This window comes from Nocardiopsis trehalosi NBRC 14201 (genome assembly GCF_001552555.1).
Taxonomy (GTDB): Bacteria; Actinomycetota; Actinomycetes; order Streptosporangiales; family Streptosporangiaceae; genus Nocardiopsis_B; species Nocardiopsis_B trehalosi.
Genome location: NZ_BCRK01000077.1, coordinates 1 through 26,032, shown reverse-complemented (window position 1 = coordinate 26,032; position 26,032 = coordinate 1). Strand labels below are relative to the sequence as shown.

At 76.6% G+C, this 26,032-nt stretch carries 26 protein-coding genes; 12 read left to right on the top strand and 14 right to left on the bottom strand.

Annotated elements, in window-relative coordinates; translation table 11 throughout:
- Positions 1-1,463, top strand: a 1,463-nt coding sequence (locus NT8_RS15200) for a HelD family protein (RefSeq protein ID WP_084468963.1), incomplete at its 5' end; no start/stop codon positions are given.
- 81 nt (positions 1,464-1,544) lie between these two features.
- Here NT8_RS15200 and NT8_RS15195 read toward each other — a convergent pair.
- On the bottom strand, positions 1,545-1,769 hold the full coding sequence (locus tag NT8_RS15195) for a hypothetical protein (protein ID WP_067969617.1): 225 nt from the start codon (positions 1,767-1,769) through the stop codon (positions 1,545-1,547).
- A gap of 219 nt (positions 1,770-1,988) precedes the next feature.
- On the opposite strand from NT8_RS15195, the gene NT8_RS15190 reads away from it, so the two are divergent.
- Positions 1,989-3,104, top strand: coding sequence for a baeRF2 domain-containing protein (locus NT8_RS15190; protein ID WP_067969614.1), 1,116 nt, complete (start codon positions 1,989-1,991; stop codon positions 3,102-3,104).
- A gap of 86 nt (positions 3,105-3,190) precedes the next feature.
- On the top strand, positions 3,191-3,421 hold the full coding sequence (locus NT8_RS15185; RefSeq protein ID WP_067969611.1) for a hypothetical protein: 231 nt from the start codon (positions 3,191-3,193) through the stop codon (positions 3,419-3,421).
- Positions 3,422-3,903: 482 nt separating this feature from the next.
- On the opposite strand, the gene NT8_RS15180 is transcribed toward NT8_RS15185, so the two are convergent.
- Positions 3,904-4,860: an NmrA family NAD(P)-binding protein gene (locus NT8_RS15180; RefSeq protein WP_067969603.1), complete on the bottom strand. Its 957-nt coding sequence runs from the start codon at positions 4,858-4,860 to the stop codon at positions 3,904-3,906.
- Positions 4,861-4,992: 132 nt separating this feature from the next.
- On the opposite strand from NT8_RS15180, the gene NT8_RS15175 reads away from it, so the two are divergent.
- Positions 4,993-5,556: a TetR/AcrR family transcriptional regulator gene (locus NT8_RS15175; RefSeq protein WP_067969600.1), complete on the top strand. Its 564-nt coding sequence runs from the start codon at positions 4,993-4,995 to the stop codon at positions 5,554-5,556.
- 275 nt (positions 5,557-5,831) lie between these two features.
- Here NT8_RS15175 and NT8_RS15170 read toward each other — a convergent pair whose 3' ends face one another.
- The 6 genes from NT8_RS15170 to NT8_RS15145 form a co-directional block, all read right to left on the bottom strand.
- Positions 5,832-6,137, bottom strand: coding sequence for a hypothetical protein (locus tag NT8_RS15170; protein WP_157515836.1), 306 nt, complete (start codon positions 6,135-6,137; stop codon positions 5,832-5,834).
- 178 nt (positions 6,138-6,315) lie between these two features.
- Entirely contained in the window at positions 6,316-7,317 is a 1,002-nt protein-coding gene (locus NT8_RS15165; RefSeq protein WP_067969594.1) for an ABC transporter substrate-binding protein, read from the bottom strand.
- Positions 7,310-9,292: an ABC transporter permease gene (locus NT8_RS15160; protein WP_394326584.1), complete on the bottom strand. Its 1,983-nt coding sequence runs from the start codon at positions 9,290-9,292 to the stop codon at positions 7,310-7,312. The genes NT8_RS15165 and NT8_RS15160 overlap by 8 nt, the downstream gene beginning before the upstream one ends.
- Entirely contained in the window at positions 9,289-10,431 is a 1,143-nt protein-coding gene (locus NT8_RS15155; protein WP_067969592.1) for a quaternary amine ABC transporter ATP-binding protein, read from the bottom strand. Before NT8_RS15155 ends, NT8_RS15160 begins: the two co-directional genes overlap by 4 nt.
- Positions 10,432-10,484: 53 nt before the next feature.
- Entirely contained in the window at positions 10,485-12,035 is a 1,551-nt protein-coding gene (locus tag NT8_RS15150) for a GMC family oxidoreductase (RefSeq protein ID WP_067969591.1), read from the bottom strand.
- 178 nt (positions 12,036-12,213) lie between these two features.
- On the bottom strand, positions 12,214-13,740 hold the full coding sequence (locus NT8_RS15145) for an aldehyde dehydrogenase family protein (RefSeq protein WP_067969588.1): 1,527 nt from the start codon (positions 13,738-13,740) through the stop codon (positions 12,214-12,216).
- 328 nt (positions 13,741-14,068) lie between these two features.
- On the opposite strand from NT8_RS15145, the gene NT8_RS15140 reads away from it, so the two are divergent.
- Positions 14,069-14,728, top strand: coding sequence for a class II aldolase/adducin family protein (locus NT8_RS15140; RefSeq protein ID WP_067969584.1), 660 nt, complete (start codon positions 14,069-14,071; stop codon positions 14,726-14,728).
- A gap of 187 nt (positions 14,729-14,915) precedes the next feature.
- Here NT8_RS15140 and NT8_RS15135 read toward each other — a convergent pair whose 3' ends face one another.
- Both NT8_RS15135 and NT8_RS28685 read right to left on the bottom strand, forming a co-directional pair.
- Positions 14,916-15,098 (bottom strand): DUF397 domain-containing protein, encoded by a 183-nt coding sequence (locus tag NT8_RS15135; protein WP_067969582.1) that lies wholly within the window; start codon positions 15,096-15,098, stop codon positions 14,916-14,918.
- On the bottom strand, positions 15,095-15,907 hold the full coding sequence (locus tag NT8_RS28685) for a helix-turn-helix domain-containing protein (RefSeq protein ID WP_169805220.1): 813 nt from the start codon (positions 15,905-15,907) through the stop codon (positions 15,095-15,097). The genes NT8_RS15135 and NT8_RS28685 overlap by 4 nt, the downstream gene beginning before the upstream one ends.
- Positions 15,908-16,173: 266 nt before the next feature.
- On the opposite strand from NT8_RS28685, the gene NT8_RS15125 reads away from it, so the two are divergent.
- Both NT8_RS15125 and NT8_RS31480 read left to right on the top strand, forming a co-directional pair.
- Complete coding sequence (locus NT8_RS15125; protein WP_157515834.1) at positions 16,174-16,548, top strand: hypothetical protein; 375 nt, start codon at positions 16,174-16,176, stop codon at positions 16,546-16,548.
- A gap of 298 nt (positions 16,549-16,846) precedes the next feature.
- Positions 16,847-17,047 carry a helix-turn-helix domain-containing protein gene (locus NT8_RS31480; RefSeq protein WP_084468958.1) on the top strand — a complete coding sequence of 67 codons (201 nt, stop codon included), beginning with the start codon at positions 16,847-16,849 and terminating at the stop codon, positions 17,045-17,047.
- Between the two features lie 26 nt (positions 17,048-17,073).
- Here the strand turns inward: NT8_RS31480 and NT8_RS15120 are convergent, their stop codons facing one another.
- From NT8_RS15120 to NT8_RS15105, 4 genes are all read right to left on the bottom strand, one after another.
- On the bottom strand, positions 17,074-17,445 hold the full coding sequence (locus NT8_RS15120; protein WP_067969575.1) for a fluoride efflux transporter FluC: 372 nt from the start codon (positions 17,443-17,445) through the stop codon (positions 17,074-17,076).
- On the bottom strand, positions 17,442-17,903 hold the full coding sequence (locus tag NT8_RS15115) for a FluC/FEX family fluoride channel (protein ID WP_245646192.1): 462 nt from the start codon (positions 17,901-17,903) through the stop codon (positions 17,442-17,444). Before NT8_RS15115 ends, NT8_RS15120 begins: the two co-directional genes overlap by 4 nt.
- Positions 17,904-18,054: 151 nt before the next feature.
- Positions 18,055-18,825, bottom strand: a complete 771-nt coding sequence (locus NT8_RS15110) for an alpha/beta fold hydrolase (protein WP_067969572.1) — start codon at positions 18,823-18,825, stop codon at positions 18,055-18,057.
- Between the two features lie 1,063 nt (positions 18,826-19,888).
- Positions 19,889-20,815 carry a LysR family transcriptional regulator gene (locus NT8_RS15105; protein WP_281203460.1) on the bottom strand — a complete coding sequence of 309 codons (927 nt, stop codon included), beginning with the start codon at positions 20,813-20,815 and terminating at the stop codon, positions 19,889-19,891.
- Positions 20,816-20,873: 58 nt separating this feature from the next.
- On the opposite strand from NT8_RS15105, the gene NT8_RS15100 reads away from it, so the two are divergent.
- The 5 genes from NT8_RS15100 (at position 20,874) to NT8_RS15080 (ending at position 26,011) form a co-directional block, all read left to right on the top strand.
- Positions 20,874-21,683, top strand: a complete 810-nt coding sequence (locus tag NT8_RS15100; protein WP_067969622.1) for an NAD(P)-dependent oxidoreductase — start codon at positions 20,874-20,876, stop codon at positions 21,681-21,683.
- Positions 21,684-21,722: 39 nt separating this feature from the next.
- Positions 21,723-22,214 (top strand): RidA family protein, encoded by a 492-nt coding sequence (locus NT8_RS15095; RefSeq protein ID WP_084468956.1) that lies wholly within the window; start codon positions 21,723-21,725, stop codon positions 22,212-22,214.
- Positions 22,215-22,805: 591 nt separating this feature from the next.
- On the top strand, positions 22,806-23,630 hold the full coding sequence (locus NT8_RS15090) for an MOSC domain-containing protein (RefSeq protein ID WP_067969567.1): 825 nt from the start codon (positions 22,806-22,808) through the stop codon (positions 23,628-23,630).
- Between the two features lie 198 nt (positions 23,631-23,828).
- Positions 23,829-25,370: an FAD-dependent monooxygenase gene (locus NT8_RS15085; protein WP_067969564.1), complete on the top strand. Its 1,542-nt coding sequence runs from the start codon at positions 23,829-23,831 to the stop codon at positions 25,368-25,370.
- Positions 25,367-26,011 carry a TetR/AcrR family transcriptional regulator gene (locus NT8_RS15080; protein WP_067969558.1) on the top strand — a complete coding sequence of 215 codons (645 nt, stop codon included), beginning with the start codon at positions 25,367-25,369 and terminating at the stop codon, positions 26,009-26,011. The genes NT8_RS15085 and NT8_RS15080 overlap by 4 nt, the downstream gene beginning before the upstream one ends.
- The last annotated feature ends 21 nt before the right edge of the window (positions 26,012-26,032 follow it).

The following is a 26,032-nucleotide window of genomic DNA, read 5'->3' as shown; positions in this document are numbered from 1 at the left end:
AGCGCACGCTGTGCGTGCAGGGCGCGCCCGGCACCGGCAAGACCGCCGTCGGCCTGCACCGCGTGGCCTACCTGCTCTACACCGCCGGGGAGCGGCTGCGCCGCGGTGGCGTGGCGATCGTCGGCCCGAACCGGTCCTTCCTCGCCTACGTCCGCGACGTGCTGCCCGCGCTGGGCGAGGTCGGCGTGCACCAGACCACCCTCGACGACCTGCTCGGCCACGGCTCCCCCACCCGCGCGGACACCCCCGAGGCGGCTCGGGTCAAGGGCGACGCCCGGATGGCCGAGGTGATCCGCCGCGACCTGTGGGCACCACCCGCGCCGCCCGCCGACGGGCTGGTCGTGGCGCGCGGCGGACGGCGATGGCGGGTGCCCGCCGACGAACTGGCCGGCCTCGCCGCCGAGGTGCGCGGGCGCGGCGTCCCCTACGGCGCCGGCCGCGACCTGCTGGCGCGGCGGGTCGCCCACGCCGTGCTCACCCGCATGGAGGCGGGCGGCGCCGCCGCCGACGACCGCGCGCAGCGGGGCCTGGCGCGGTCGCGCGAGGTCGGCGCCGCCGTCTCCGCGCTGTGGCCCAAGGCCGACCCGGTCCGGCTGGTGTTCGGACTGCTCACCGACCCCGGGCGGCTGGCCCGCGCCGCCGACGGCCTGCTGACCGCCGAGGAGCGGGCCGCCGTGCTGCTGCCCGGCCGCCCGCGCGGGCCGCGCGCGGCCCGCTGGTCGGCGGCCGACCTGGCGCTGATCGACGAGGCGGCGGCGCTCATCGCCCGCCCCGCCGGGTTCGCCCACCTGGTGGTGGACGAGGCACAGGACCTCAGCCCGATGCAGTGCCGGGCGCTGGGCCGCCGCGCCGCGCACGGGTCGTGCACCGTCCTGGGCGACACCGCGCAGGCCACCGCCCCCGGCGCGGTGGCCGACTGGGCGGAGCTGCTGCGCCACCTCGGCGCCGCCGACGCCCGCCTCGCCGTACTCGACCGGGGCTACCGGGTGCCCGCGCAGATCCTGGACCACGCGGCCCGGCTGCTGCCCGCGATCGCCCCCGGGCTGGCCGCGCCGACGTCGGCGCGCCGCTCCCCCGGAGCGCTGCGCGTCACCCCCTGCCCCGCGGGCGGCCTGCCCGGCGCGGTGGCGGCGGCGTGCGCGGCGGCGCTGGCGGGCGAGGGGTCGGTCGGCCTCATCGCCGCCGACACCGACATCGGGGCGCTGCACCGCGCCGTCACCGACGCCGGGCTGGAGGCGTCCCTGCTCGGCACCGACGAGGACGCGCTGACCGCCGCCCGGCTGGTCTGCGTGCCCGCCACCCTGGCCAAGGGCCTGGAGTTCGACGCGGTCGTCGCCGCCGAACCCGCCGCCATCGCCGCCGCCGAACCGCGCGGCCTGAACCGCCTCTACGTGGTGCTGACCCGCGCGGTCAGCACCCTGCACGTCGTCCACGCCCGCCCCCTGCCCGCGCCCCTGGCCTGAGGGGCGGGGCCGGACGTGCGGGCGCCCGGCCCGCCGCAGCGGGCCGGGCGCGGACGGCGGCTCGGGGGGTGCCGTCCCGGGTCAGCCGGCGCGGTCCTCGCCCTGCTCGTCCTCGCGGTCGTCCACGGGCACCGCGTCGCCGCCGGGGGCGCGGTCGGTGGCCGGGCGGCCGTCGTCCTCGACCAGGGGCTCGGGCTCCAGGTCCTCGTGCGCCCGGGTGGGCCGGTTGGCCTTCCGCACGCCCTGGAACTCCTTGCGCATCTGGTCGTCCAGCGCCGGACCGTGCTTGTCGCTGCCGCGTTCCATCGTCCCTCCCTGGTGGTCATGGTGCGCGTGCCCGGCGGGGCTACCCTGCGCCGACGCGGCCGAAACCGGGTCGGCGGCCGCCCGCCGGAGCCCCGGCGGAAAGATCGTCCGCCGGTTGCATGCCCGCCCGGGGCGGCGGGCAGTGGGCGCCGAAAGGACCCCGAGACGCCACGGGAGGTGAGCACGGGCCGGCGGGCGCGCCCCGCGGCCCGGACGCCCATGGACCTGCGATTCCTGGAACCCCTGTACCGCGCGGCCGGGCCGGTCGCCACCGTCTACCTCGACACCACCCGCACCTCGGAGAACGCCGCGCACGAGATCGGGCTGCGCTGGCGGGCGCTGCGCGAACGGCTCGCCGACCTCGGCGCGGACGAGGCCACCCTCGCCGCGCTCGACGGCGCGGCGGGCGGGGCGAAGGGCGTGCCCGGCCCGCAGGGCGAGGCGCTGTTCGCCGCCGGGGGGCGGCTGCTCGCCGCGTACACGCTGTCGCGGCCGCCCCAGGCCGACCGCGCCGCCTGGCTGCCCGTCCCCGACCCCCTCGACCTGGTGGCCGACCTGGACGACGGCGTCCCCTACGTCGTCGTGGCGGCCGACCGCGAGGGCGCCGACGTGGCCGCCTACCCCGCGCACGGCGGCCCGGTGGAGGAGCGCCAGTACAACGGCGCGACGCTGCACATCAGCAAGGTGGCCAGCGGTGGCTGGCGGCACAAGCACTACCAGCGGCGCGCCGAGGAGGTGTGGTCGGAGAACGCCGCCCACACCGCCAAGGAGGTCGAGGAGGCCGTGGCCGCCGTGGACGCCGGGGTGGTGTTCGTCGGCGGCGACGAGCGGGCCATCGGCAAGCTCCGCGAGCACCTGTCGACCCGCACCGGGGAACTGGTGGTGGAACTGGCGAGCGGCGGGCGCGGCGGCAGCGACGCGATGGCCGAACTGCGGTCCGCCGTCGACGACGGCCTGCGCGAGACCGCTGTCGCGCTGCGGTCCGGCACCGTCCTCGACTTCACCGAGGACCTGAACCGGGAGGGCCGCGCCGTCCAGGGCGTCGACGCGACCGCCGAGGCGCTGCGGTCGGGCCAGGTGGAGCGGCTGCTGCTGGCGGCCGGCGGCGGGGACGCGGAGCCCACGCTGTGGGCGTCGGCCACGGACCCCCTGGAGGTGGCCCGCGAGCGGACGTCGCTGACCGAACCGGCCGAGGCGTTCGAGGCGCCGGCCGGGGCGCTGCTGCTGCGCGCGGCCCAGGCGACCGGCGCGTCGTTCACCCGGCTCGACGGCCGGGGCGACGCCCAGGACGGGGTCGGCGCGGTCCTGCGCTTCACCCTGGCGGCGGGGGGCTGACCCCGCCGCAGCGGGGGCGGCACCGGCCCCGCCCCCGCGGCTCCTACGATGGAGCGCGGCACGGCCGGCGGACCACGGGAGGCGGGATGCGGCGGGGACGGCTCCGGGGGCCGCTGGGCAGCCACGACCGGCCGGCCAGCGCGCTGGGGTTCCGGATGGTGCTGGCGGTGTTCGGCGCGGTGGTGCTGCTGGGCGGGACCGTGCTGGGCGCGGTGTGGGCGCGGTCGTGGCCGCTCACTGTGGTGCTGGGCGCCGGGTTCCTGGCCGCCTGCCTGAACGTGTACTGGGTGCGGCAGCGGCTGCGGCACGAGCGCTGACGGCGCCGGACCGGTGTGGCGCGCACCGGCCAGGGGCCCGTCCCCCTCGTCGGGCCGCACTGGCCGATGCGCGCGTCCCTCCATCGAGGTCCGTGGCGCCCGGCGCGCACGGGCCGGGGTGCCCGCGGCGCGGGCGCGCGCCGCCCCGTGTGTGCGGCGGGCCGCACGCACGTGGTCCCTCCATCTTGACCTGCGGAACCGTCCGCTCGCGCGCTGTGCGGGATTTTTTCCGCCGCCGGGGCGCCGTTACGGGTGGGTTCGCCGCCGAGCGCCCGATCACCCCGCCGGCGACCGCCAGGGCACGCGCTCCCCGACCCGCCCCCTGCCCCCTCCCGGGAGGGGGGCGGGCGCAGAGAGACGTCGGCGCGCGGGCAGACCCACGCACCAGGGCGTGACCTGCGAAGGCACCGGGCAATCAGGGGGAGTCGGCTCCACCGCCTTGTGCAGCGCGAGTGGACTCGCCGACGGGCCGGTCACCGGGGTCAGGCAGCGGAGGCGAAGGCGTCCGCGTGCCCCCGGGTCCACTTCTCGAACGAGGTGACGTCGAGCCCCAGAGCCCGGGCGTGTTCGGGGCGTCCCACCTGGGGGACCGCGTTCATCCAGTCATGGCCGGCGCCCGTCGGGTGCAGGCCTGCGGCGCGGGCCTCCTCCAGGGTCATGTCCGGTACCTCCAGGCGCCGGCCCAGCACCTCCGACAAGGTGCGGGTGATCTCGGCCATCGACAGGTGGTCGCCGGCCAGTTCCAGCTCCACGCGATGGAACCGCTCGGGGTCGGCGATGGCGGCCGCCGCGGTCGCGCCGATGTCGGCCACCGCGACGAGCGCCAGGCGCGTCGCGGGCTTGACGAGGGTGACGAGGCCCCCCTCGATCCCTCGGGGGAACAGGAACCTGTTCGCGGGCAGGAAGTTCTCCATGAAGGTCCCGGGGCAGATGATCGTCCACCGGGGGAAGCCCGCCTCACGCACCCGTGCCTGGATCGCCGCCTTGGCGGTGAGCACCGGTCCCACCGTCGCGTCCCACCGCCCCTCGGCCCACCCCGGGGCCAGGGTGCGGGCGTCGGCGCCGGAGATGGAGGTGTGCACGAACTGCGGGACCCCGGCGGCCCGCGCCGCCGCGATCAGGTTCGTGCCCTGCGCCACCTCCCCGTCGACCCATCCGGACGCCGGGTCGGGCAGCTGCACCGAGAACACCGCCCGGGCGCCTCGGGCGGCCCGGACCAGGGAGTCGCGGTCGTCGAGGTCTCCGGCCACCGTTTCGGCGCCCAGCGCCGCGACCGACCTGGCCTGGGCCGATCCGGGATCACGGACCAGGGCCCGGACGGGCACCCCGGCCGCGAGCAGGGCGCGGGCGGTGGCGCCGCCCTGCTGTCCGGTCGCCCCGGTGACCAGGACCGGCCGGCCGTCGGTGCCGCGTGGGCGGTGTCCGGGTGTCTCCGGCATCGTGCCTCCAGAACGGGAGCAGGAAAACGGCGGGGTCCGCCGTTTTGTGCCGCTAACATAACGGCGGGGCCCGCCGTTTGGCAACGGGCCCGGAACGCACCGGGCGGCGGGCGGCACGAGCAAGGAGTCGACATGGCGGTGACCAAGCGGGCCGACGCCCGGCGCAACCACGCGCGCATCCTCGAAGTCGCCGAGGCGGAGGTCGCCGAGCACGGGGCGAACGCCTCGCTGGAGCAGATCGCCCGGGTGGCCGGAGTGGGATCGGCCACCGTGCGCAGGCACTTCCCGGGCCGCCGCGAACTGCTCCAGGCGGTCTTCGCGCGGCGGATCGAGGCGCTGGCGGACCTGGCCGCGGAACTCGCCGACACCGCCGACGCGCGCGCGGCCCTGACGCGGTGGCTGGAGGCGTTCACCGACTACGCGTCCTCGGCGCGGGGGATGGCCGAGGTCCTGGCGGCGGAGGGGCTCGTGGGCACCGACGACACACAGGCCTGTTCGGCCAGACTCACGGCCGCCGTCGCCCCGCTGCTGCACCGCGCCGTACGGGACGGTGCGGCGGCCCCGGAGGCGACCCCGGCGGACCTGGTGACCCTGGTGGCCGGGATAGCGCTGGCGACCGAGGGCCGTGCGGACGCCGCCGGGGAGGCGCGGCGGCTGCTGCGACTGACTTTGTCGGGGGTCCAGACCCCGGCCTGACCGGATTCCGGCGCTCCGGGGTCCGCCCGTTCCCGGACGTCGGGCCCGCCTCGGGGTCGTCGGGCAGGAGGTCGGACGCCCTCGTCCCCGTGGCCGCATCCGACTGGGCGGGATGGATCACGTTCGCCGCACGGCGGGCGGGCCCGGCGGCAGCGCGGCATCGGGGCATCGGCGAAGGGACGGCCCGGCGGCCCGGGCGGCGCCGGTCCCGCGCAGAACGGGGATGCGCGGAAGCGGCGCGGCCGCGGGTCCGGCCCGGCCGTCGCGGCGGAGGGTCAGTCCGCGTGTTCGGCGACCTCGTCCACCCCCTCAAGGATGCGGTCGAACGCCTCCGACCACGTCTCCTCGTGTCCGTCGGGCGCGAACGGATCCTGCTCCGCCACGCCCCACGGGGTCTCGCCGTCGCCCATCGCTTCATCGGTTCCGCAGGTGACGTCGGTCCGGACGGCGCAGGTGGCGGAGTCGTAGAGCGACTCGACCTTGCCGGGAAGCCCGAAGGCGACCACGGCGACCACCGCCAGCAGGACCAGCGCGTACCTGGTCTGGAATCCACCCGAATCGGCGCGCAGCACCCGTCGCACGCCCTGGTCTCCCGTCTCGTCGGCGCGGCCGTAACGGCCCGGTGACTCCATCCTGGGGCGGCGCGGCCGGGTTGCCCAGGGCCCTCGGGCCCAAATCCGGTCCCGCCGGGCCCCGGGCGGCGGCGCACCGCCGCCGGTCCGGGCCCCGGCGGTTTGGGGACGGGGTCAGTGGGCGGGGTCAGCGGGCGGTGTCGGCGGGCAGCCACGGCCGCCACGTGCCGGGGTTCTCCTCGATCCACCGGGCGGCCGCGTCCTCGGGGTCCATGCCCTCGTCGGCGATCATCCGGGCGACGGCGTTCTGGTCGTCGTTGCTCCACGTCCAGGCGTCGAGAAGCCGGTAGGCGGCGCCGCCCTCCTCGGCGAACCCGGCGCGGAAGACCTTGTTCAGGTCGTAGGCGGGGTAGTCGCAGGCGACGTCGGACAGGTCGGCGTCGCAGCCGTCGGTGTAGGCGGGGAACTCGACGTGGACCAGGTCCAGCTCCTCGAACAGCCACTGGGGTTCGTAGAAGTAGAACAGGACGGGTTCGCCCGCCTCGTACCTGCGGCGGATCTCGGTGATCTGGGCCGCCTCGGACCCGGCGTACACGATCTCCAGGTCCATGCCGAAGTGGTCGATCATGCCCTGGTCCTGGGTGACGAACGCCGGGTCTCCGCCGAGGAACTGGCCGGTGTCGCCGCCGGTCTCGGGGGTGGCGAACACCTCGGCGTGCTCCTTGACGCCCTGCCAGGTGTCGATCCCGGGGTACTCCTCGACCAGGTACGCGGGCACGTACCAGCCGAGGGTGCCGGTGTTGCCGGTGGGCCCGCCGTCGACGACCGTGCCGTTGCCCTCCGGCCCGTACAGCTCCATCAGGTCCTCGTGGCCCCAGTTCTCCACGACGACGTCCACCGCGCCCTGGTCCATGGCCTGCCAGGACGGCTGCTCGTCGATGCGGACGAGCTGCACCTGGTAGCCCAGCTCGCGCTCCAGCAGCACCTTGAGCACGTTGGCGCTGGCCTCGTAGCCCACCCACCCGTTGAGGGCGATGCGGACGGTGGCGGGGTCGCGCAGCACCGAGGTGGTGCGCACGGCGCACGACGACACCAGGGCGGCGGCGAGGAGCACCGCCCCGGCGCGCAGCAGGGCGCGGCGCAGGCGGGCGCGGCCGCCGCCGGCCGCGGGGGTGGTGCGGTCAGGCATCGGTCCTCCGTCCCTGCGTGGCCCGGTCCAGGAAGAGGCCGAGGCACACGATCGCCAGGCCCGAGGTGAGGGCGAGCCCGAGCTGGTTCTGCTTGAGCCCGAACACGACGTCGTAGCCGAGCGAGCCGGCGCCGACGAGGGCGCCCATGACCACCATCGCGAGGACCATCATGATCCCCTGGTTCACCGCCAGGAGCAGCGACGACCGCGCGAGCGGCAGCTGCACCCGGGTCAGGACCTGCCCCGGTGTCGACCCCTGGGAGACGGCCGCCTCGACGGTGCTCGCGGGCACCCCCCGGATGCCGTCGTCGACCAGCCGGACCACCGGCGGCAGGGCGAACACCACCGCCGCCGCCAGCGCCGGCACGCGCCCGATGCTGAACAGGGCCACGGCCGGGATCAGGTAGACGAACGGGGGCAGGGTCTGCATGGCGTCCAGCACCGGCCGCAGCACGGCGGTGAGGACGTCGCCGCGCGCGGCCAGGACGCCGATCGGCACGCCGATGGCGATGGTCACGGCGGCGGCCACGAGCACCTGGGAGAGCGTGTCCATGCTGTTGTCCCAGACCCCCAGCAGCCCGGTGGCCAGGATGGCCAGACCGCCGGTCAGCCCGGCCCGCCACCCGGCCAGGACGCCGCCCAGCGCGGCCGCGCACAGCACGACCAGCCACCACGGCGCGCCGGTGAGCAGCGCCGACAGCGGGTTGAGCACCCACGCCAGCAGCTGGTCGCCGAAGGCGGCGGTGGCGCCGCCGACGGCCGACTGCACGGCCGCGTTCGCCGCGTTGACCGGGCCGTCCGCGCTGACCGACCAGTCCGCCGGCCACGCGGACACCCCGGCGGCGTGCGCGGTCGCCGCGGCCCCGGCGACCGCCGCCGCACCGGCGCCGAGCAGCGGCCACCGCCACCGGCGCGCCACCCGGGGCGCGCCCTCGCCGCGCCCGGCGGCGCCGGTCACCCGGTCCAGGGCGATGGCGAGCAGCACGATGGCGGTGCCCGCCTCGACGGCCTGGCCGACGTTGATCTTGGCCAGCGCCTGGTAGATCGCGTCGCCCAGGCCGCCGGCGCCGATGACCGAGGCGATGACCACCATCGACACGGCGAGCATGATGACCTGGTTGACGGCGACGAGGATGGTGCGCCGCGCCAGCGGGAGCTGCACCTTGGTGAGCACCTGCCAGGGGGTGGAGCCCAGCGACGCGGCGGCCTCCACCGCCCCCGGGTCGACGCCGCGCACGGCCAGCGCGGTGATGCGCACCGCCGGGGGGACCGCGTACACGGTGGTGGCGACGGCCGCCGCCGGGTTGCCGATGCCGAACAGCAGCACCATCGGCATCAGGTAGGCGAACGCCGGCATGATCTGCAGGAAGTCGAGCACCGGGCGCAGCGCCCGGTCGACCGCCGTGCTGCGCCCGGCGAGCACGCCCAGCGGCAGGCCGACGAGCAGCGCGAGCAGCACCGAGGTGAGGATCAGGGCGAGCGTGGTCATGGCCTCGGCCCACAGCCCGGTCAGCGCGAACACCGCGAACGCGGCCAGCACGACGGGGACGGTGCGCCACCCCGCCAGCCGCCAGGTCGCCAGGGTGCCGAGCAGGACCACGCCCGGCCACGTGAGCAGGGCCAGGCCGCGGTCGATGAGCACGACCGCCGACCCCAGGCCGACCGATACGTGGTTGAAGCCGTACAGGAACAGCGGGCTGGTGTTGCGGTTGGCGACCACCCAGGCGTACACGCGGTCGAGCGCGGCGATGAGCTCCCGGCCGACGGTGTCGGGGAACGGGCCCAGCCACGCGGGGGCGCCCAGCGCCCGGCTCACCGCGAAGCCGGCCACCAGGGCGGCGAGGACGAGCGCGGCGGGCAGCAGCCGGCCGGCGGGGCGGCGCCGAGGGGGGCGCGCGGTGCGGGCGGCGTCGCCCGGTGCGGACGCGGCGGGGGGCGCGGAGGGCGCGGAGGCGGTGCCGGCGGCCACGGTCACGCCTCCGGGGCTGCGGTCGCGGCCCGGCCGTCCGCGGCGTCGGCGGCGGCCTTGGTGGCGCCGTCGGACAGGTCCTCGGCGATGGCGCGCAGGACGTCCTCGCGGCCGACGACGCCGAGCAGCCGGTCGCCGTCGACCACCCGGACCGGGGCGGTGCTGTTCGACAGCAGCGGGACGACGTCGCGGACGACCGTGCGCGGGGCGGCGGCCGGGCCGTCCAGGGGCTCGTCGGGGCGGGGCGGGCGCATCAGCCAGCGGACGGTGAGGACGTCGGTCCGGTTGACGTCCTCGACGAAGTCGCGGACGTAGTCGTCGGCGGGGCGGCCCACCAGCTCCTCGGCGGTGCCCATCTGCACCAGGGCGCCGTCGCGCATGATGGCGATGCGGTCGCCGAGCTTGAGCGCCTCGGACAGGTCGTGGGTGATGAAGACGGCGGTCTTGTCGAGTTCGCGCTGCAGCCGGAGCACCTCCCGCTGCATGTCGCGGCGGATGAGCGGGTCCAGGGCGCTGAACGGCTCGTCGAAGAGCAGCACGTCGGGGTCGACGGCGAGCGCGCGGGCCAGGCCGACCCGCTGCTGCATGCCGCCGGAGAGCCGACCGGGGCGGACGTCCTCGTAGCCGGCCAGGCCGACCATCTCGATCATCTCGCGGGCGCGGGCGTGGCGCTCGGCGCGGCCGGCGCCGCGCACCTCCAGGCCGTAGGCGACGTTGTCGAGGACGCGGCGGTGCGGCAGCAGCCCGAAGTGCTGGAACACCATGGCCATCCGGTGCCGGCGCAGTTCGCGCAGCTGCCGGGGGGTGCAGGCGCCGACGTCCTCGCCGTCGAGCAGCACCCGCCCGGCGGTCGGCTCGATCAGCCGGGTGAGGCAGCGGACCAGGGTGGACTTGCCCGATCCGGACAGGCCCATGACGACGAAGATCTCGCCGGGGTGGACGTCGAAGGACAGGTCGCGGACGGCGACCGTGCAGCCGGTGCGCTCGCGCACGGTGTCGCGGTCGAGGTGCTCGTTCTCGGTGCCGATGACCGAGCCGGCGTTGCGGCCGAAGATCTTCCACAGGTTGCGGACGGAGATCCGCGGATCGCCGCCGGGGCCGCCGACGGGCGGCCGCTCGGCGGGCGCGGTTGCCGAAGGGTTCATCTGGGACTCCTCTGCTCGGCCGCCCCGGCGCGCGCCGGGGCGGCCGGTGCCCGCTAGCGGTCGGCGCGGACCAGGTCGGCGGCGCGCTCGCCGATCGCCAGGACGGTCACCATCGGGTTGGGGGAGGGCATCGTGGGGAACACCGACGCGTCGGCGACGCGCAGGCCGGTGAGGCCCCGCACCCGCAGCCGGGGGTCGACGACGGCCATGGGGTCGTCGGCGGCGCCCATGCGGCAGGTGCCGGCCGGGTGGTAGACGGTGTGGGCGGCGCGCCGGCCGTACTCCGACAGCTCGGCGTCGGTGGTGAGGTCGGGCCCGGGGGCGACCTCGCGCTTGATCCAGGAGCGGAACGGTTCGGTGGCGGCGATCTCGCGGGCGATCCGGAGGCCGTCGACGATCGTGGTGGCGTCGTAGTCGTCGGGGTCGGTGAAGTAGCGGAAGTCCAGGGCGGGCTGGACGCGGGGATCGGGGCTGGTGAGCCAGAGCCGGCCGCGCGAGCGCGCGCGGGGGATGTTGGGGGTCATGCAGATGGCGTTGCGCGGTCCCGGGGATTCGTACCCCAACCGGGACGTGTTGTCGTCGAACGGGATCTGGTAGATGTGGAACATCAGGTCGGGGCGGGGGTCGCCGGTGTCGCGGCGGATGAACAGCGCCGCGTCGGAGTCCATCACGGTGGTCTCGGGGACCGGCCGCACCGTCTCCCACATGATGATCGACTCCGGGTGGTCGAGCAGGTTCTCGCCCACACCGGGCAGGTCGTGGCGGACCCCGATCCCCACGTCCCGCAGGTCCCCGGCCGGGCCCACGCCCGACAGCAGCAGCAGGCGCGGGGTGTCGATGGCGCCGGCGCACAGGATGACCTCGCACTCGGCGGCGACCGTGCGCCGCTCGCCGCCGGGCCCGACCACCTCGACCCCGGTGGCGCGGTCGCCGTCGAACACGATCCGCTCGACCCACGTCTCCAGCAGCAGCGTCAGGTTGGCGCGCCGCCCCATGACCGGGTGCAGGTAGGCGACCGACGCCGACGACCGGTACCCGGTGTGCGGGTCGTAGGCGACCGAGAGGAACCCGACCCCGTCGGCGAACCCGCCGCCGTGGGAGGTCGCGGCGTTGAAGTCCTCGATGACCGGCACGCCGGTGGCCTTCGCGGCGGCGGCGATCCAGTCGGCGGCCAGCTCGTTGCGGTCCTTCTCGGCGACCGGGACGATGTTGCACCGGATGCGGTCGGCGTACGCCTGGACGGTGGCGTTGTCCCAGCCCTCGGCGCCGGCGGCCACCCAGTCGTCGAGGTCGCGGGCGAACGGGCGGAAGCTGATCAGGGTGTTGTGCGAGGAGCACCCGCCCAGCACCCGGGCCCGCGAGTGCACGATGTGGGAGTTGCCGCGCGGCTGCTCGACGGTGGTGTAGCCGTAGTCGAGGTCGCCGCCGAGCAGGCCGAGCCAGTCGCGCAGGCGCAGCACCCGCTCCTGGCCGACGTCGGAGGGGCCGCCCTCGATCACGCACACCCGCACGGCGGGGTCCTCGGTGAGCCGGGCGGCGAGGACCGACCCGGCGGTGCCCCCGCCGACGATCACGTAGTCGTACCCTGACGCGTCTGCTGACACCTGGTTCTCCTTTCGGGCGGCCGCGGTGCCGTCCCCGCGGGCGGCCGCGCGGGGGCACGGGGCGGCCCGGCCGGCGGCCGGGCGGCCGCCGGGGCGCGGCGGACGGCGCGACCGGGTGCGGTGCGGCCGGTGCGCGGCCGCGTGGGCGGCGGGCCGGGCCCGCCGGGCGCCGAGAGCGTCAGGCGAACCAGCGCTGCGGCGCGGGCGCGAGGTTGCGGTAGATGTGCTTGGCCTCCCGGTACTCGTCGAGCCCGGCCGGGCCGAGTTCGCGGCCGACCCCGGAGCGCTTGAAGCCGCCCCACTCGGCGCCGGGGAAGTACGGGCCGAAGTCGTTGATCCACACGGTGCCGTGGCGCAGGGCGGCGGCGACCCGCTCGCCGCGCGCGGTGTCGCCGGTCCACACCGCGCCGGCCAGGCCGTAGTCGGTGTCGTTGCCCAGTTCGACCGCCTCGGCCTCGGTGCGGAAGGTCTCGACCGTCGCGACGGGGCCGAAGACCTCCCGCCGCACGATGTCCATGCCGCGGTGGCAGCCGGTGAAGAGCGTGGGGCGGTAGAAGAAGCCCTGCTCCAGGCCGGGCTCGTCGGGGCGGCGGCCGCCCGCTGCGAGGACCGCGCCCTCCTCGATCCCGCGGGCGACGGCGGCCTCGACTTTGGCGCGGTGCTCGGCGGAGACGAGCGGGCCGCAGCGCACGCCCTCGTCGGTGCCGCGGCCGAGGCGGACCCGGTCGGCGCGGCGGGCCAGCTCCGCGGTGAAGGCGTCGTGGACGTCCTCGTGCACGATGATGCGCGCGCCCGCCGAGCACACCTGGCCGGAGTGGAAGTAGGCGGCGCTCATGGCGTAGTCGACGGCGGTGTCGAGGTCGACGTCGGGGAAGACGATGTTGGGGTTCTTGCCGCCCAGTTCGAGGGCGACCTTCTTCACCGTCGCGGCGGCCGCCGCCATGATGCCGCGGCCGGTCTCCAGGCCGCCGGTGAACGAGACGAGGTCGACGTCGGGGCTGTCGACCAAAGGCCCGCCCGCCCCGGGGCCGCCGCCGAGGACGAGGTTGACCACGCCGTCGGGCACGCCCGCCTCGGCGCACAGCTCGACCAGCTTGCAGGTGGTGACGGGGGTGACCTCGCTGGGCTTGGCGACCATCGTGGCGCCGGCGGCGATGGCGGGCGCCATCTTCCAGGAGAGCTGGAGCAGCGGGTAGTTCCAGGGGGTGATCATGGCGCACACGCCGACCGGTTCGTAGACGACGCGGCTGTGCACCCCCTCGGGGGCGGCGACCAGCCGGCCCGCGTCCTTGTCGGCCAGCCCGGCGTAGTAGCGGAACACGGCGGTGACGTCGTCCACGTCGATGCCGCCCTCGATGAGGGTCTTGCCGGTGTCGAGCGACTCCATGAGCGCGATCTCGGCGCGGTCGCGCTGCAGCAGGTCGGCGATGCGGTGGAGCAGCGCGCCGCGCTCGGCCGCCGGGCCGCGGCTCCAGTCGCCGCGGTCGAAGGCGCGGCGGGCGGCGGCGACGGCGGCGCGGGCGTCCTCGGGGCCGCCCTCGCTGACGACGGTGAGGACGGTGGCGTCGGCGGGGTCGAGGACCTCCCGGACGGCGCCGTCGGCGGCGGCGCGCCACGATCCGTCGATGTAGAGGCTCCGCGCGCTGTCCGCGCCGGGCGGTGACAGGTACGGTTTGCTCGGCAGGCTCACGTAGGGTCGCGTCACGGCTCCGTCCTCCCCAAGAACATTGGTCACAAACGGCGCGAATGATCTCTTTATAGGTTTGAGACGCTCCCCCGGTGCGGCGGTGAGCTGGGCCGATGCGGAGGCGCTCCGTCGACCGGGACCGCCCGCCCCGCCGCCGATCCCGGCCCGGTGGATACGCTCCGTGACCACGCCCCGGTCGGCGGGCGCGCGATCGGGACCGGCCGGGGACTGGACAGGACGGCCCCCGGTGGGGTTACCGTGTTTAGGTGTGCCTAACCGAACCCGGAGCGCGGGGCGCGGGCGGGCACCCCAGGGCCGCACCTCCCCGACGCACCCGCGAGGAACCATGCTGCTGGAACACGAACGCAGGGACGTCTGCCTGACGGCCCGCCGCCTCGCCGACAGCGGGCTCGTCCCCGGCGACGGCGCCACGCTCAGCGGCGGCACCGTGAGCGTGCGCTCGGGCGACCTGTTCGCGGTCACACCGGTGGGGGTGCCGCTCGACCGCGTCGAGCCCGCCGACTGCCCGGTGCTGTCCGTCCACGGCGGGGTGCTGGAGGGCCGGCGCGAACCCGCCGCCGAGACCACCCTGCACGCGGCCGTCTACCGCACGATTCCGGCCGGCGCCGCCGTGCAGGCGCACAGCGCCCACGCCGCCGCCGTCTCCGCCGCCCTCGCCGAGCTGCCGCCGGTGCACCACACCGCCGCGCGCCTCGGCGGTGCCATCCCCGTCACCCCCTACGCCACCTACGGCACCGGCGACCTCGCCGACCAGGCGGTCAAGGCGCTGAAGGGGCGCCGGGCCGCGCTGCTGGCCAACCACGGGGGGATCGCGGTCGGCGACGACGCCGCCCAGGCGTTCGAGCACGCCCGGCTGCTGGAGTGGCTGTGCGGGGTGTACGTGCGCGCCGCCGCGCTGGGCACCCCGCGCGTGCTCTCCGAGGACGAACTCGCCGAGGTCCGCGCCCGCGACGCCTACGGCTGGGCCGGGCCCGACATCTGCTGACCCCGGGACCGGGGGAACGGCGCGAAGGTCACCGGACACGGCGCTCCACCCGCTGCCGCCGCCCCTCGACCGCTCCCCGCGCGCGGTCGCGAGCACCATGGCGGTGCTCATCGGCCCGGTCCACCGAGGGTGCCGGGCATGACGAAGCCCCGGCCACGAAGGGTGACCGGGACTGGAAGCGCCGCGGCTAGAAGCCGCCCGCCTGCGCCTCCCGGAGGAAGGCCAGCCACTCGCGAGCAGGGACCGCGAGCGTCGCGGCGTCCCGGTTCTGCGTGTCCCGGGTCAAGGCGTAGCCGTCAGCAAATCGCGCCTCCACACATGAGTTCGTCTCGCCCGAGTGGGTGGACTTGCGCCAGAGGTCATCCATCATGCCGACTCCCGTATCTTCCTCAGCAGGGCTAGCGAGCCGCCTGGAGACGCCGACCAGGCGGTCAGTGTCGCAGTTACACGGATGAAGCGCTGCACCTCGCGAGGCAGGTCTATCACCCCGTCTTCGGTGGCACTCTCCACGTAGAGCACGGGCAGGCGGTCGGGGAACTCGATCAAGCGGAAGGGGCCCACTGACGCCCCGACCACCGTTCCGACACTCTCCGGTAGCACGCATAGCTGTACGGCATTCGATTCTGCCAGGTCTGCGATGTGGGCAAGCTGTGCCGCCATCACCTCTGGCCCGCCCACGCACATCCGAAGCACGTGTTCAGGGATGATCGTGGTCAGCGCGGGATCGCCGCGCTTGAGGATGCGTTCCACCCGCTTGGCTCGCAGCCGTAGCCATGCCTCGATCTGCTCTTCGGTATCCAAGGCACGACCACTGGCCAGGATCACGCGCGCGTAATCGGTCGTTTGCAGCACTCCCGGAATCAGGTGCGAATGGTAAGCCGTGATGGCCACCGCTCTTGATTCGAGTTCGTTGACTTGCCTGAACCAGTTCGGCTCCACGGTGCGGCGCGTGGCATCCGACCAAGATCGCAGCAGTGCGCCATCGGTACCGAACAGGCGGTCCAGTTGCTCGGCTGTGTCCCGCTTTGTCGGACGCGCGGCCCGCTCGATCTTGGAGAGCATGCCCGCTGTGATGGTGAGCGATTTTGCTGCCTGAGCGAGCGAAAGCCCAGCTTGAGTGCGGTGTTGACGAACTTCCCGACCGAACCCCGTCCACTCAGGTGCGTGCCTCTCTGCCATGTGAACCAGTGTGTACCACGCAGCTACCATGCGGGGCCGGTTTCACCGGTATTTGACGGATGGGGGCAACCCCTGGAAATGGCTACTGGGGTTGGTGAGTCTGGCTATGCAGAGACCCCGGCGTCGCACGAACGACCCGGGGCATGGCCACCGGCATTAGGAGTGCTGATGACGCGAACCACCCTAGGGCAGCGCAGGCGCCGCGTACGCCCCTATGTCGCAATGCGTGATGAATCGGCGCGAGCTGTCTGCCGGAGGTGTGGCCGATGAGGTGCCACACGATCGACCTTCCCGCCGACCCGGCCCACGTTCGAACCGCCCGCGATTGGGTGCGCTCCCTGCTCTACCCACGCACCCCCGAGGCCGCCGTCCATGACGCCCTGCTCATCACCAGCGATCTGGCCACCGACGCCGTGGTGCGGCACTTCGAGCCGGCCTACCGGCTGCACGCCGCCGTCTCCCCGATGACGCTCTACCTGGAGTGCTCCAACGTCGGTGCCCCCGAAGAGTGCGCTCCCGGCCCGTGGGACGAGAACGCGCGCCTGTACCTCGTGACCCACCTCGCGACCATGTCGGGCCCCGCGTGCGGACGCTACTTCGCCTTCCTGCAATGGGGACCCGCCGCCGTCCGACCCAACTGACACGCCCGGGAAGCGCAGCCCCCAGGGGGCCGAGCCACCCGCCGCGTAGACCACCGCCGGACCGCTGCGCCGTCAGGAGGGGGGCGCAGCGCCCCGGCGGACCTCAGCCCCGCCCCCACTCCCCCCGGGGGGGCGGGGTTTCTCGTGCCACCCGACGAGGAGCCCCGATGGCCCATGACTCCCCGCCGCCTCTGCCCAAGCGTGACCGCCGCGCGGCGTACTACGTCCTCCCCCCGGGCGTGCGCGCCGCCCTCGCGGACGACAGCCCGTTCCTGTACCGACCCACCAGGGAGCACCGATGCGACACCCCGCCGACCCGGCAACCCGCTACCTCACCACCCGAGAAGCCGCCCGCCTCCTAGGGCCGCACCCCCGAACCGTGGAACGGTGGGCGCGTACCGGTCGCATCCCGGCGGGCACCACCCCCGGGGGAGGCCGCCACCGCATCCCCCGGGGGTGGGTCCTGGCCGAAGCCGCACGCCGAGAGGCCGGCACCTGAGCGGGCCGTCCAGCGCGGTGGGCGCGTCACCCCAGCGGCGCGGCCACCGCCGCCGCCAGGGCCCCGCCGAGGAGGTAGGCGCCCATCCCGGCCGCCACCGATCCGGCCGCGTTGGCGGTCGCGGCGATCCGGCGGCCCGTGCCCAGCAGCCGGAACGTCTCGTAGCCGAACGTGGAGTAGGTCGACAGCGCACCGAGCAGCCCGGTGCGCACGAGCACCCCCGCGCCGTCCGGCGGGAGCAGCCCCGCCACCGCGCCCAGCGCCAGGCAGGCGGTGGTGTTCACCGCGAACGTGCCCCAGGGCAGGGCCGAACCGGTGCGCGCCGAGATCCACCGGTCGGCGGCGTAGCGCAGCGGGGCGCCCACGGCCGCGCCGAGCACCACCAGCAGCGCCGTCACCGCGACCGCCCCCCGCCGCGCGCTGCGGAGCGCCGGCGCCGTACGGCCCTGGCGACGGCGTCCCCGGCGGCCACGGCGGCGAGGCCGCCGGCCAGCGTCGCCCCGATGTAGGCGGCCGCGGGCCACGGGGCTCCGGCGGCCAGCATGCCGTGCGCGTCGGCGACGTGGGTGGAGAACGTCGTGTACCCGCCGGCCACACCCGGCCCGAGGAACGGGCGGAGCGGCCGCGGCCAGCGCTCGGTCGCCAGGCCCATCACCACCCCGATGAACAGGCACCCCGAGACGTTGACGAGCAGCGTCGACCACGCGAAGGCCCCGGCGGCGTACGGCAGCGCCGCGCCGGCGCCCAGGCGCGCGACGGCGCCCAGCGCTCCCCCGGCGGAGACGGCGGCGAGGTCGCGCAGCGCGACGGGGCCCGGAGCGGCGCGCGGCGGCTCGGAGCCGGACGGACGGGGCACGGGATCTCCCATCGGCGTGGCGGGCGGCACTGCGGCGGCGCCGGCGGCCGGGGGCACGGCCCGCCCCCGGTGCCCGCGCCGGGCCGGTCCCCAGTCTGCACCGCACGCACGCGCGCGGCCGCCGCGCGGGCCCGCCGTCATCGGACCGGGGTCACCCGCCGACGTGGCCCATCAGCAGCTCGTTCACCCGGTCGGCGCGCTCGATCCCGGCGAGGTGCGCCGCGCCGGGCACCACGCGGAACCGGGCGCCCGGGATGCCGGCGGCGAGGCGGCGGCCATAGGCGGGCGGCAGCAGCGGGTCGTGCGCCGCCGACACCACGAGCGCGGGGGCGCGGACCGCGGCGAGCATCCGCTGCTGGTCCACCCCCGCCACCGCGCCGCAGTAGGCCGCGTACCCGTCGGCGGTCACCCCCTCGAACTCCGCCGCCATGCGCAGGACCACGTCGGGCCGCCGCTCCGCGAACAGCGGGGTGAACCACGCGGCGGTCGCCTCGGCCGACACCGCGGCCATGCCCGCGCTGCGGACGCGGGCGGCGCGCCCGCGCCAGTCGCAGGAACGGGGGGCCGTGGCCCCGGCGGCGACGTAGGCCAGTCGCCGCACCCGGTCGGGGGCCGCGGCGGCGACCCAGGTGGCGAGCATCCCGCCCAGGCCGCAGCCGACCACCGACAGCCGCCGCAGCCCGTGCGCGTCGAGCAGGTCGAGCAGGTCGGCGCCCAGGTCGGCCAGCGTGGGCGTGCCGCGCGGCGGCGGGGGCGAGCCGCCGTGGCCGCGCAGGTTGACCCGCAGGACGCGCAGGCGGCGCGTCAGCTCGGGCATCTGCGGCTCCCACATCGACCACTTCGCACCGGGCGAGGGCAGCAGCAGGACGGTGGGGGCGTTCCCGGGTCCGTCGAATCGGTGGTCCAGGAGAACGACGGCCATGTGCGACCTCCAGGGACAGCAGGGCAGCAGGGTATCGGCCGCCCGCCGCCGTCCCCGGGTGTTTCCCGCACACCCGCTCCCCCCGGTCGCCGGGGGTGCGGGCGGGCGCGGGCGCGACCCCCGGCCGGGCACCGGTTCCGGGCCGGTGGCGCGCCCGTGCCCGGCGTGTCCGGGCCGGCCGCCGGACCGGTCCGCATCCCCCCGATACCCCCGACCCGAAATCCCGCGCCCGCCCGGACCCCATGCGCCCCAGCGGCCCCGAACCGGACACGCCCTCCGCCCCTCCGGCCGCCGGCCCGTACCCCCAGCCACCCGGGCGAAGCCTCGGAGGCCCCGCACCGGCGGCCACCCCGGAGGGCGCCCTACGGCGCGGCACCATCGCGGCACGGCCGACGGCGGTCGACCACGGGGGCCGAAGAACAGCGAGTCCCCGATCCCCCACCCCGATGGCGGCGCCTCCTCTCGGGACGGCACGGCGCCGACGGCGCCCCACCGGAGGGCGGCGCCGGCCCCTACCGCTACCACGCACCGCGCGTACGGCGCCTCCCCCGGTCGATCGGAGCCGCCGGGTCGCGTCTGGACTTGAGCGCGCGGTGACCACGTAGGCGGCCGCTGCGCGACGCCCGCCCCGATCGGCCGGGGGCGGCGCCACGAGGCCGACTCCACCCGCCACACGTCAGACCCCACTTTCCACCCACGCCGTTCCCGCAGCGGGCAAGGGGCACGGCGCCGACCCCAGACGGCCCGAGGGCTGCCGGGGCACGCCCCGGGCATGCCCTGACCGCGTCCATGGGCGTGCCGGTCGGCGGGCGCGTACGGCAGGGCGTCGGCCCGGTCGACAGGGGCGGAGCCCAGGGGCCGGCTCCGTTTCCGCGACCGCGGTCGGCCGCTCCCCGCTCGCCCCCCGCCGCCGGCTCCGCAGCGGCCTGGGGGGTGGTGCCGGCGGTGTCGGACCGAGGGCGCCGTCGCCGTCGGGCCCGCGCACGCCGTGGCCGGGCGCGGCACGGGGGGGTGGGCAGCGGGTAGGCGACGGCGCCGGGCCGGTGCCGGCATCGGGTGGGGGTCAGCCGGCGGGCGGGCGGGGGACGGTGGTGGCGGCGGTGTCGAGGGCGGTGAGGAAGGCGGCCACCGCAGGGGACGGGGCGATGCCGCGCGGGGTGGCGACGGCGACCGTGCGCGGCGGGACGTCCGCCGGGTCCACCGGCACCAGGGCGATGTCGGGCCGTGCCACCCCCGCCGCCAGCGACGGCACGAGCGTGACCCCCAGCCCGGCCGCGACGAACCCCTGCTTGGCGATCCACTCCGCCACCACGTAGCCGATGCGCGGCCGGAACCCCGTGCGCAGCGCCGCCGCCATCAGCGTGTCCTCGGGGTCCCGGCGCCCCGCGATCCACTCCTCGTCCGTGAGGTCGGCCAGGCGCACCGCCGGGCGCCCGGCCAGCCGGTGCGCGCGGGGCAGGGCCACGTACATGGCGTCGTCGAGCAGCGGGCGCAGCGCGACGCCGTCCACCGGCCGGCCCGGGAGGGAGCCGACCACCGCCGCGTCGAGGTCACCCGCCGCCAGCCGCCCCGTGAGCACGGGGGTCAGCGCCTCCTCGGCCGTGGTGTCGAGTCCCGGGTGGCGGGCCCGCAGCTCCGCCAGCGCGGCGGGCAGCAGGGCCGCGTTGGCGGTGGCGAACGCGCCGACGCGCAACCGCCCGGCCGACGCGTCGCGCAGCGCGGTGAGGTCGCGCCGCGCGGCCTCCAACCGGTCCAGCACCGCGTCGGCGTGCCCCAGCAGGGAGCGGCCCTGCTCGGTGAGCCGCACCCCGCGCGGCAGCCGGTCGAACAGCGGGACCCCGGTGTCGTGCTCCAGCGCGGCGATCTGCCGGGAGACCGCCGACTGCGTGTAGCCCAGTTCGCGCGCCGCCGTCGTGAACGACCCGTGCCGGGCCACCACCGTGAAGACGCGCAGGGACACCGTGTGCACACCGCCATGCCATTCGGTCATGGCGGTCATGCTAACCATTCGCTTGTGGCAGACCAGGGGCCGCCGTAGCGTCGTGGCCATGCCGACGACCGCCTTCCTGGGGCTGGGCGCCATGGGCGCGCCCATGGCCCGCCGCCTGCTCGCCGCCGGGTACCCGCTGACCGTGTGGAACCGCACCCGCGCGCGGGCCGAGGCCCTGGCCGCCGACGGGGCGCGGGTGGCCGCCGACCCCGCCGACGCGGTGCGGGGCGCCGACACGGTGGTCACCATGCTCACCGGGCCCGCCGCCGTCGCCGCGGTCGCCGACGCCATGGCCCCCGGCCTGCGCCCGGGCACCCGGGTGGTGGAGATGTCGACCATCGGCCCGGCCGCCGTCACCGATCTCGCCGCCCGGCTCCCCGAGGGCGTCGCGCTCGTCGACGCACCGGTGATGGGGAGCGTCGACCGCGCCGCCGCGGGCACCCTCACCGTCCTCGCGGGCGGCGACGCCGAACCCGTGGCCGGCCTCCTCGGCGTCCTGGGCACGGTCACCCGCTGCGGCCCCGTGGGCAGCGGGGCGGCGCTGAAGGTCGTGCTGATCACCTCCCTCATCGGCGGGGTGGCGCTGACCGGTGCGGCGCTGGCCCTGGGCGACGCGTTCGGCCTGCCGGAGGGGGTGGTCCGCGACGCCCTCGCGGCCGGCCCGCTCGCCGGTGCCGCGCAGCGGGCCGCGGCGGGCGGCGCCCACTACCCCCTCGCCCTGGCCGCCAAGGACGTCGGCCTGGCCCTCGACGCCGCCGACCTCCCGCTGCTGCGGGCGGTGCACGCCGCCACCGCCGACCCGGCGGCCGCCGACCGCGACCTCGGCCTCCTGGCCGACCTCGTACGCGCGGCGCGTCCCGGCGCCTGAACCGCTCCCCCCTCCCCCTCGAACGACGAAGGAGTCCCCATGGACGTCACCCTCCGCGACCCCGCCGGCGCGCCGCGCCCCGCGGGGCCCTACTCCCAGGTGGCGCGGATCGACCACGGCGACGGCGCGCTGCTGTTCGTCTCGGGGCAGGTCGCCCTGGACGGCGCCGGCGAGGTCGTCGCACCCGGCGACATGGCGGCGCAGTCGCGCGCGGTCATGCTGGCCCTCGACGCGCTGCTGCGCGCCGAGGGCGGCACCCTCGCCGACGTGGTCGGCATCCGCACCTTCCTGACCGACATGTCGCGGCTCGCGGAGTACGCCGCCGTCCGCCGCGAGTTCCTGCCCGGCGCCCCGCCGACCAGCACGACCGTCGAGGTGGCGCGGCTGTTCCGGCCGGGTGCGGTGATCGAGGTGGAGGTCGTGGCCGCCCTCTCCGGCGGGGCCGGCCGAACACCGCCCCCGGCCACGATCGCGGCCGGGGACGGCGCGGTCAGCGCGCCGGGTCCAGCAGTTCCCGTCCCAGCGGTGTGAGGCGGTGGCGCACCGGGTCGCCGATGCGCTCGCCGCCGACGAGCCCGGCCGCGCGGAGCAGCGACGCGTGTTCGCTCGCCGACGGCAGGAGATGTCGAGGACCCGGGCGGGGTCCCCGGTGGTGGGGTCGCAGCCGAGGGCGCGCGGCACGGCGGCGCGCGTCCGGCCGAGCAGCCGGCCCAGCACGGCGCCCGACGGCGCCGGACCCTCCGCGGCGCGGGCCGGGAGCGAACCCGTGGGGTGGGCCACCGGGGAGAGCAGCCCTCGGCGGGGACGAGGGCGGAGAGCATCCGGGCGGGGGGCGGCATCCGGGTCAGCGCCCGGCCGCGCCACGGGCCGAAGACGGTCGGGTCGGACGCTGCGGCGAGCACGTAGAGGCTGCGGACGACCTCCCGCATCGGCTCGGGGCGGGAGACGATACGCGGCTTCTCCCCGTCGCTCGGGGAGGGATGGATACGCGGCATCGTGCATTCCGTTCGCTCTTCCCCGGAAACGCGGAACGGCCGATACGTGACGCGCGCGCCGCAGGGAGATCGCGGGAGGCGTCCGCCGGTACGCGGGGCGCGGGGGCCGGCCCCGTACGCTTCGCGCATGGCCATGATCAGCGCCCTCGCGTCCTACCCGGTCAAGGGGTGCGCGGCGGTCCCCGCCACCGCCGTCGACCTGACCCCCGCAGGGCCGGAGCACGACCGGAGCTTCCTGGTCATCGACGAGGACGGCGTGTTCCGGAGCCAGCGGCGCACCCCCGCGCTCGCTGCCGTCCGCCCCGAGGTGGCCCCGGACGGCTCCCGGCTGACCCTGCGCGCGCCGGGGCACGGCGCCTGCGCCGTCGACGTCGACCTGGACCGGGAGCGGCGCGGCGTCGTGTTCTTCGGCGCGCCGCTGCGCGGTATCGACCAGGGCGATACCGTCGCCGCGTGGCTGTCGGAGGTGCTGGGCGTGCCGAGCCGGCTCGTCCGGGTCCCGCCCGAGCAGCGGCGGGAGACCACCGGCGCCACCCCGGGAACGGCGGCGTACGCCGACGGCAACGCGGTCCTGCTGGTGGGCCGGGCGTCGCTCGACGGCCTCAACGCGCGGATCGCGGCGGGCGGCGGCGCGCCGGTGCCGATGGCGCGGTTCCGGCCCAACATCGTGGTCGACGGCTGGCCCCCGCACGCCGAGGACCGGGTGCGCGCGCTGCGCGTCGGCTCGGCGGAACTCGGGTTCGCCAAGCTCGCGGTCCGGTGCGCGGTGACGCTGGTCGACCAGGACACGGGCGCCCGCTCGGGCCCCGAACCGCTGCGCACCCTCGCCCGCTACCGCCGCGCGCCGGAGGGCGGCGTGGTGTTCGGCATGAAGGCGTCCGTGGTCCGCCCGGGCCGCGTATCGGTCGGCGACGAGGTCGAGGTCACCACCTGGTCCCCCGCCCCTCGGTGACGCCGGCCCCCCGGGCGGCCGCGCCGGCGCCGGTCGGCCACGTCCGCCCCGCTCTCCTCGGAGGCCTGGAGCCCGCCCCGCAGGGATGCGGCTCCCGCGCGCCGCCGCCCTCGGGCGGCGCGAGCGGCGGTGGCCTCCGGTCGGCGGGCGGGCGTAATATGCAAACGGTGTCGTTTGCGTATACGAATGGAGGCGGACATGGCGGAGCGATCGGACGTACTGGTGGTGGGGGCCGGGCCGACCGGGTTGGTGCTGGCCTGCGGGCTGGCGCTGCGCGGGGTCGCGGTCCGGGTGGTGGACCGCGCCGCCGGGCCCGCGACCACGTCACGGGCGAACATCCTGCACGCCCGGGGCGTGGAGGTCCTCGACCGGATCGGCGCGCTGGGGGACCTGCCCGAGCGGGCCCTGGCACCGCTGGGCATGACGATGCACGCCCGGAACCGCCCGCTGTCCACCATGCGCTTCCGCCCACTCGACGGGGAGTCGACGCAGGCCCTGTTCGTGTCCCAGGCCGACATAGAGGAGCGGCTCCGGCGGCGGGCGGCCGGACTCGGGGTCGACGTCGCATGGGGGCGCCGGGTCACCGGCCTGGAGCAGGACGGCGACGGCGCCACGGCCGTCCTCGCCGACGGCTCCCGCGCTCCGGCGCGGTGGGTGGTGGGCTGCGACGGCGCGCACAGCGCCGTCCGCGACCTCGCGGGCATCGACTTCCCGGGGGTGACCGTGGTCGAGCAGTTCCTGCTCGCCGACGCCCGCATGGACTGGGACCGCGACCGGTCCGTCTCGGCGGGCTGGTTCCACCGCGACGGCATGGTGCTGGCGATCCCCATGCCCGACGGCCCCGGCGCGGAGCGCGCGGACGGCGACCTGTGGCGGCTGATGGCGGACGTCCCCGCGACGGACGAGAGACTGGACGCGCGGCGGATCGTCGCCCGCATCGAAGCGCTGCTGCCCGTGCGGACCGGCGACACCGGCGCGTCGGTGCGCGACGCCGTGTGGACCTCGGTCTTCCGCGTCCGCCGCCGCCTGGCGGCCGACTACCGCCGCGGGCGCGTCCTCCTCGCCGGGGACGCGGCCCACGTCCACAGCCCGATCGGAGGCCAGGGCATGAACACCGGAATCGGCGACGCGGAGAACCTCGCCTGGAAGCTCGCGCTCGTCGCCCGGGACCGCGCCGACGCGGGCCTGCTCGACACCTACGCCGCCGAACGGCGGCCCCTGGCCGCCGACGTGCTCTCCACCACCACGGCCAACACCCGGATGCTGGTCGGCGAGGGGCCCGTCACCCGCCTGATCCGCGACCGGGTCTTCGTGCCCCTGCTCAACCTGCCGGCCGTCCAGCGCCGCGCCACCCGAACCGCGTCGCAGCTCGACGTGTCCTACCGCACGGGCCCGCTGGGCGGACCGCGGCGCGCGGCCGGCCCGCGGCCCGGCGACCGGGTCCCCGACCGCGGCTGCCTGCGCCCCGACGGGACCCCCACCCGGCTGTACGCCGAACTCGGCTCCGGCTGGGTCGTGCTGGCACCGCACGGCGCGCCCGGTGCCGAGGCGGCGGCCGAAGCCGCCCGCGACCGGCTCGGCGAGCGCGTCACCCTGTTGCACCCCCGCGCCGCCGAGCCCGGTGGCACGGTGCTGCTCGTCCGCCCCGACGGCCACGCCGGCGGGGTGGGGGCCGCCGGGGCGGACGGCCTGGGGCGGTACCTCGACGCGGTGCTGCTCGGCGCGGGCGGTGGCCGGTGACCGCCGATCGGCCCGCGGCCCGGCGCGAGGGCCCCGGCCGCCCCCGCGATCCGCACGCCGACGACGCCATCATGCGCGCCGCCCTGGACCTGCTGGTCGAGCGCGGGGTCGAACGGACCAGCATCGAGCAGGTCGCCAAACGCGCCGGGGTGGCGAAGGTGACCGTCTACCGCCGCTGGCGCACCAAGGAGGACCTGCTCGCGCAGGCCGTGGAGGGGCTGCGCGAGGACCTGCCCACGGTGACCGCCCACCGGGAGCCGGACGAGGCGCTGCCCGACGTGATCGCGCGGCTGCTGCCCCGCTGGGGGGAACTCCTGTCGGCGCCCCGGTTCCGCGCGCTTTCGGCCCGCGTCCTGGCCGCCGGGGCCGACCACCCCCGGCTGCTGGAGGTCTACCGCACCCACTACGTGCTGCCGCGCCGCGAGCGGGCACGGGCGATCATGGTCCGCGCGCAGGCAGAGGGGCACCTCGCGGCGGACGCCGACGTGGATCTGCTGATCGACATGATGGAGGGGGCGGTGATCCAGCGGCTGCTGCTGACCCCCGGCCCCCTGGACCCGGCCGAGACCGCCCGGTACCTCCGCGCCGTCCTCGTCCAGGCCGGGTTCGCCCTGCCCCCGCCCGGCGCGGGGGGCGGGTGACCCCTCGGCCACCCGCCCCCC